This is a genomic window from Arthrobacter humicola (genome assembly GCF_039531445.1).
GTDB classification, from domain to species: Bacteria; Actinomycetota; Actinomycetes; order Actinomycetales; family Micrococcaceae; genus Arthrobacter; species Arthrobacter humicola.
Window position 1 is genome coordinate 72071 of record NZ_BAAAQB010000029.1, and the last position, 6826, is coordinate 78896.

General features: G+C 66.0%; 7 protein-coding genes. 4 read left to right on the plus strand and 3 right to left on the minus strand.

The features are described from left to right. Window positions 1-141: 141 nt before the first annotated feature. Window positions 142-576 (plus strand): DoxX family protein, encoded by a 435-nt coding sequence (locus ABD243_RS09810; protein ID WP_091248439.1) that lies wholly within the window; start codon window positions 142-144, stop codon window positions 574-576. Between the two features lie 180 nt (window positions 577-756). Continuing rightward, on the plus strand, window positions 757-1731 hold the full coding sequence (locus ABD243_RS09815; RefSeq protein WP_344364863.1) for an acyl-CoA thioesterase: 975 nt from the start codon (window positions 757-759) through the stop codon (window positions 1729-1731). 73 nt (window positions 1732-1804) lie between these two features. On the opposite strand, the gene dnaB is transcribed toward ABD243_RS09815, so the two are convergent. Next, window positions 1805-3190: a replicative DNA helicase gene (gene dnaB / locus ABD243_RS09820; protein WP_018775337.1), complete on the minus strand. Its 1386-nt coding sequence runs from the start codon at window positions 3188-3190 to the stop codon at window positions 1805-1807. A gap of 797 nt (window positions 3191-3987) precedes the next feature. Between dnaB and ABD243_RS09825 the strand changes: the two genes are divergently transcribed. Together ABD243_RS09825 and ABD243_RS09830 are read left to right on the plus strand one after the other, a co-directional pair. Further along, entirely contained in the window at window positions 3988-4449 is a 462-nt protein-coding gene (locus tag ABD243_RS09825) for a hypothetical protein (protein WP_344364867.1), read from the plus strand. A 3-nt stretch (window positions 4450-4452) separates the two neighbouring features. Beyond that, window positions 4453-5025 (plus strand): hypothetical protein, encoded by a 573-nt coding sequence (locus ABD243_RS09830; RefSeq protein ID WP_344364869.1) that lies wholly within the window; start codon window positions 4453-4455, stop codon window positions 5023-5025. A 44-nt stretch (window positions 5026-5069) separates the two neighbouring features. Here the strand turns inward: ABD243_RS09830 and ABD243_RS09835 are convergent, their stop codons facing one another. Both ABD243_RS09835 and ABD243_RS09840 read right to left on the minus strand, forming a co-directional pair. Further along, a complete protein-coding gene (locus tag ABD243_RS09835; protein WP_344364872.1) occupies window positions 5070-5696 on the minus strand; it encodes an FMN reductase in 627 nt (208 codons plus the stop codon). Between the two features lie 159 nt (window positions 5697-5855). Further along, on the minus strand, window positions 5856-6716 hold the full coding sequence (locus ABD243_RS09840; RefSeq protein ID WP_344364874.1) for a PhzF family phenazine biosynthesis protein: 861 nt from the start codon (window positions 6714-6716) through the stop codon (window positions 5856-5858). Window positions 6717-6826: the final 110 nt, after the last annotated feature.

Genomic DNA, 6826 nt, shown 5'->3' on the forward strand with positions numbered 1-6826 from the left:
CAACTAAACCGGGTAACCCTTAAGTTGAAAGTACAACTTCCTCGCTGCTTCGGCCCGTTCCGCAGTTTGGGGACTCCGCTTTTTGCGGATCCCATCGTTTCGCCCCGGCCGACGCGGCGGTCCACTCGAGAAAAGGCCCCCATGAACCAGCCCGCACTGACCACCTCCGCCCGAACCATCCTGCGCGTTATTACGGGATTCCTGTTCGCGGCCCACGGCTGGCAGAAATTCAACGAATTCACCATCGCCGGCACCCAGGCTGCCTTCACCCAGATGGGCGTCCCGGCGGCCCAGGCGGTGGCACCCGTCGTCGCGACCCTCGAACTCGTCGGCGGCGTCGCACTGATCCTGGGCGTGCTCACCCGCGTGTTCGCCGCCCTCCTCGCACTGGACATGCTCGGCGCCCTCTTCCTGGTCCACGCCTCCGCCGGCGTTTTCGTCGCCACCGGCGGCTACGAGCTGGTGCTGATCCTGGCGGCCGCCGCTCTGGCCGTGGCCCTCGTTGGCGCCGGCACGGTCTCTGTGGACAAGGCGCTCTTTGGCCGTAGCGGATCCCGGCTCCGCGTCCTCGCCTGAGGCGTTTTTCCCGGCACCTTTCAGCGCTCCCGGCGGGCGGTCACCTCGCGGTGGCCGCCCGCCGTCGCATGTCACCGGCTTCGTATGCCGGCGGTTCGCACGCCGCGGCTTATGGCGTCCCGGACAGCGATTGTGTCGCCGGCCCACGGCTCCCGGCCGGCCCTTCAGTAAACTCACAGCATGAGCGAGAACGCGCCCAATTCCGTGACCCTGCGCTTCCTGGCGGCCCCCACCGACGTCGGCCACAGCGGTTCGGTCGACGCCGGCACCGTGCTGGAGTGGGTGGACAAGGCGGCCTACGCGGCCGCCGTCGGCTGGGCAAAGTCCTATTGCGTAACGGCCTACGTGGGAAACATCCACTTCGCAGATCCGGTCAACAGCGGTGACATGGTGGAGGTCGAGGCCACGATCGTCTACACAGGGCGGTCCTCGATGCACATCCGCACCGTGGTGTCCTCGAGCGATCCCAAGGGCGGACCCGCCACCATGCGCAGTCAGTGCATCGTGATCTTCGTGGCCGTGGGCGCAGACGGCAAGCCCATACCGGTGCCGCAGTTTGAACCCGCGACGCCGGCAGAAATCGAGCAGCGGGACGACGCGCTGGCCCGGATCAAGGTCCGCGAAGAGATCGTCCAAGCCATGAGCGAGCAGGAATACACCGATGCCGGCACGGCCGAACGCGTGGTGCTGCGGTTCGTGGCGGCGCCCACGGACGTGAACTGGGGCGGCAAGGTCCACGGCGGAATCGTTATGAAGTGGATCGATGAGGCCGCGTACGTCTGCGCCTCCCGGTACTGCGGAAAGGACACCGTCGCCGTGTTCTCCGGCGGCGTGCGGTTCTACCGACCGTTGCTGATCGGCCACGTCGTGGAAGTGGAGGCCCGGCTGGTGTACACCGGCACGAAAGGCATGCACATCGCCGTGCACGTCCGTTCGGGAGACCCCAAGGGACGCGAGCTGAACCTCACCACGTACTGCCTGACGGTCATGGTGGCCCGCGACGAGACGGGCACATCGGTCCCGATCCCGCAGTGGGTTCCGGTCTCCGACGAAGACAAGCGGCTGCACGCCCATGCCCGCGAACTGCTGGAAATCCGCGGCCGGGCCCCCGGGAACCGGCTGCCCAACCATCTGCTCGCGGCAGGCGGCAGCTAGGTCCTGACCGGGCCGGCGGGCGGGGTTGGTCCGGGCGGGCTGACGGGCGGGCCGGGCCAGCCGGGCGGGCCGGCTAGAAGCCGCCGCCACCGCCGGCGTCGGCCGCCATGTTGGCAAACCGCGAGTAGTGGCCCTGGAAGGCCACAACAATGTCTTTCGTGGGGCCGTTACGGTGCTTGGCGATCAGGATGTCCGCCTCGCCGGCGCGCGGGGACTCTTTGTCGTAGACATCTTCACGGTGCAACAAGATCACCATGTCGGCATCCTGCTCGATGGAGCCGGATTCACGCAGATCCGAGACCATGGGCCGCTTGTCCTGGCGCTGCTCCGAGCCACGGTTCAGCTGCGACAGTGCAATCACGGGGACCTGGAGTTCCTTGGCCAGGAGCTTCAGCGCACGGGAGAACTCGGAGACTTCCTGCTGACGGGATTCCACCTTCTTGCCCGAGCTCATCAACTGCAGGTAGTCCAGGATCACGAGCTTGAGGTCATGCTGCTGTTTCAGGCGCCGGCACTTGGCCCGGATTTCCATAAGCGACATGTTGGGGCTGTCATCGATGAACAGCGGGGCATCGTTCATGCGGCCCATCGTGGTGGCGATCTTGGACCACTGCTCGTCTTTGATGGTGCCCTTGCGGAGGTCTTGAAGGCCGATCGTGGCCTCGGCGGACAGCAGGCGCATGGCGATCTCGTTGCGGCCCATTTCGAGGGAAAACATGACGGTGGCGAGGTTGTTCTTGATGGCGGCCGAGCGGGCGAAGTCCAACGCGAACGTGGATTTTCCGACGGCGGGGCGCGCGGCGATGACGATCATCTGGCCGGGATGCAGGCCGTGGGTCAGTTCATCGAGCTCGTAGAAGCCGGTGGGGACACCCACCATGCCCTCGCCGCGGTGTCCCGAGGCCTCGATCTCGTCCACCGTGGACTCCATGACGTCCTTGAGGACCACGTAGTCCTCGGCGGTACGGCGTTCGGCGACGGCGTAGACCTCGGCCTGGGCCTGGTTGACGAGGTCCTCCACCTCGCCGTCCTGCCCGTAGCCGAGCTGAACTATCTTGGTGCCGGCGTTGACAAGGCGGCGCAGCACCGCGCGTTCGCCCACGATTTCGGCGTAGTATCCGGCGTTGGCGGCGGTGGGGACCGTCTGGATGAGTTCGTGCAGGTAGGCGGGTCCACCGATCCTGTTGATTTCCCCGCGTTTGGTCAGCTCGTCCGAGACCGTCACGGCATCGGCAGGTTCACCGCGGCCGTAGAGGTCAATGATGGCCTCGTAGATGGTTTCGTGTGCCGGACGGTAGAAGTCCTGGCCGCGCAGGATCTCGACGACGTCGGCGATGGCGTCCTTGGAGAGCATCATGCCACCCAGGACTGACTGCTCCGCGGGAATGTCCTGCGGGGGCTTGCGGCTGCCCTCGGCTCCCCGCGTACCCTCGACTGAGTCCAGATGCGTAACTGACAAAACTGCCGTCCTTCATTGTGTGCCGCGGCGGATATCCTTTCGCCGCGGCGCGTAAGCGCTGTGCGGTGATGACCAGCTGCCCTGATGCCTAACTGCTGCGGTGCCCACCCGCTGTGGTGACGCCCAACTGCTGGGGTGCCCAGCGGCTGTTATGCCCAACTGCTGCGATTCCCAACTGCAGTGATTCCAAACTGCTGCGATTCCCAACTGCGGTGATTCCCAACAGCATTGCCTGGCGCCACCCAATTCGTATCAGTCAGCTCCGACAATTCGCGCCGGTCCTCCCTGCACGGTTCTCCACAGCACTGGTGCGGCCGTACGCCGCCGGGATCCCGGGGCGGGTTTCCTCAATGGGCACCGCCCGGCGACCGAAGGATTTCCGCTTCCAAAGCCCGATGTCCTGCAACGTTATCCCCCGATCGGGCAGGCACCAACCCGGACGGTGCGCCGCCCTGTGGATAACCTGTGCACTAGTGGCAGATGCTTGTGCACAGTCTGTGGGTAGAGCTGTGGATAGAAAAAAAGTTGAGTCCGTAATCCGTTCTTGACCTGCGGAAACATTGGATTCATCTTGTGGACACAAAACAATTTTCGCCAAGGTTCATCCACAGCCTGCACCTTGCGGCTGGGGATACGCCGCGGCATGGGAGGCCACATTCGCGGCCTAATACACGCATTTTGTGAGCGGACTCACGCCATCGGGGAGGATTGAGGTGGAGTTGACGCGGGCCGCGGCGCACTGTAGGCGGGGTGCAGAACATGCTGTGGATAACCGCAATCTGGCATAAGCTCTAACCATGGGCGATGTACTGATAGTCATGTTGCCTGCCCTCATTCTGGCGGCGGTGCTCTGGGCGGTCACCACGGCCCTGAAACCGCGGAATTTCGGCATCTCAGACGCCGAGCGCTACCAGCGGGAACTGGCAGTAAAGTCCCAGGCCCACTATGCCGCGCAAGTCGAGGCTGCCGTGGCCGCCCGAGCCCGGATTGAAGCGACCACGCGCCCAAGCCAGAACTCCCAGCAGCAGTCGCAACAAGAGGACCATGCCCGCTCAGCGCTGCTCTCCCGGAACGCCTCGGCCCCTGCAGGGACGCGGCACGGAGACCCCCTGCTCGCCGTCGGACACCTCAGTCCCCAGCTCCTCCAGGAGCTGCAGGCGCTGGCCCGCAGCGGCCATAAGATCAAGGCCACCCGGCTGCTTCGGCAGTCGACGCACTCAGACCTCAAGACCGCCAAGAATTATGTAGATCGGCTGTAGCACATGGAAGCACTGCTCATCCCCGTCCTGATCCTGGCGCTCGTCGCCGCTGGCGTGCTGCTGGCGGTCCGGGCATGGAGCCGCCGCGGCCAACGCTCCCGACCGGAGGCCATGCCACAGCCGGACCCCGACTCCGCGGAGCTCGCCCAGGCAGCGGCCGCCAAGCTCAACCAGGAGCAACACCGGCGGCTGTACGCACTGATCGCGCAGGGACAGGCCATGGCGGCCATCAAGGTGTACCTCGAAGCCACGGGAGAGGGCCTCCGGGCGTCCCGCGACGCTGTCGCGGCTCTAGCGGCCCACCCCCAGCCGTTCCGTGCCCCAGAGGCCGTCAAGGAGCCGGCCCCGGACGAGGACGAGGTGCCGCAGCGGTTTTCGTACCGCTACCGCGCGATCGCGAGCAAGGGCGACGTCACGCGCGAGGTGAGCAGCAACATGCTCAATGACGAGATCTACGGGAGAATCCGCACCCTGGCAAAGAGCGGCGACACCGAGGCAGCGGCGACCGCACTGACCCGCCACTCAGATATTTCCATGAAGCAGGCCAGAGAGTTTATCGCTCTGCTCGACGACTGATCACGGACAGCTCGAAGAGGCCCGGGTTGCCCGGCCTGTAGACGCTACCGCTGGCCGGAGATCCCGGCGAGCAGCTGCTCAAACGGCAGGGACTCCAGCATGGCCGGCTTCTGCTGCGACCCTGAGTCCTGGAGCAGGCGGACGAGCTCCCCTGCCGCCCGATCCACACGCACGGACAGCGGCGAGCCGCCGTCGTCGTTGTTTCCCCAATCCTGGGGACCGGCGAAGACCGCGGTGGCCGCGATCCGGGTCCGAAGGTAGGTGAACAGCGGCCGCATCGCGAAGTCCAGCACCATCTGGTGTCGGTCCGTGCCGGCGGTGGCACCGAGGAGAACCGCCTTGCCCTCCAGCGCCTTGGGATCGAGCACGTCGATGAAGGACTTGAATAACCCGCTGTAGGACGCGCTGAACACCGGGCTGACGGCGATGACGCCGTCGGATCCCTCGACGCCGGAGATCACGTCTGCCAGCCGCGGAGCTGCATAGCCGGTCACGAAGTTGTTGGCGATGTCCACGGCGAGGTCCCGCAGTTCCACGACCTCGATGTCCACGGCGTAGCCGGCCGCAGCAAGCTGCCGCTCGGCCGAAGCCGCCAGCTGATCCGCCAGCAGTCGGCTCGACGAGGGGACGCCGAGTCCGGCGGAGATAACGGTGATACGGCGGGTTTCCACGGAATGCTCCTAAGTTGAATCAAGGTCAGCAACGCTAATACATGCATTTGCATCTACCTACACAAGAGGCGGCCGCATGGATTTATTCCCGCCCCCGTTGCGCCATCATTCCTGGCCCCTAAGAGGGGGAATAACAACCACAGCTGATGGCGCAACGGCTCAGAGCATGACCCATCCCTCGATGCAGCTCGTGGAATCTCCGCCCACCCAGATGTCCTCACCGGCGGCCTCGACGTAGATCCGGCCGGCGCGACCCAAGGCGGTCCCCTGCGCCGCGACATAGGCCTCCGGAGCACGTCCGCTGCGGATCAGCCACTGGGCCGCGCCGGCATTGAAGCTGCCCGTGACGGGGTCTTCCGCGGCGGCGTCCCCCGGAACGAAGGTGCGCACCTCGAAGTCGACGGCGGATCCGGCCCGGTGCCGCCCGATGACGCCCACCTTGAGCCCGGCCATCGCCGCATAGTCCGGGCGGATGCCCAGCACCTGTTCCGCCGATTCCAGCAGCACACCGATCCAGTCCGGGCCGTTGACCAGCCACGACGCATCCAGCAGGGCTTCCCGGGGCAGCCCCAGGCCGGCGGCGATACGCCCCAGGTCTTCCTCCGCCACCGCTCCCGAGCGGGTCAGCGGCGGGGCCGCGAACGCGAGGCGTCCGGCGTCGCGCTTCACCCTCACCAGTCCGGCACCGCATTCCTGGACCACCACATCGTCCTGCTGCGGGATGCCGCCCGCCTCAAGCCAGGCGTGCGCCGAGCCCAGGGTGGGATGGCCGGCAAAGGGAAACTCTTCGCTTCCGGTAAAGATCCGCACCCGGTAGTCGGCGTCGGGGTGCGTGGGCGGCAGCAGAAACGCGGTCTCCGCAAGATTGGTCCAGTTGGCGAACTGCTGCATTGTCCCTGCCGCGAGCCCCTCGGCGTCGACGACGACGGCCAGCGGGTTTCCGCGGTACGGCTCGGCGGAGAAAACGTCGACCTGGTTGAAGGGACGAAGGCGGGGCGACGCGGCGGGATCAGGGTTCACCGCAGCAGGCTAGCATCAGCGCCCCCCAATAGGGGCCGTGAGTGACCCGCGTTGACGCTAAAGCAGAAGGCCCCCGCTGTCGGATCCTCAGAGGGATCCGACAGCGGGGG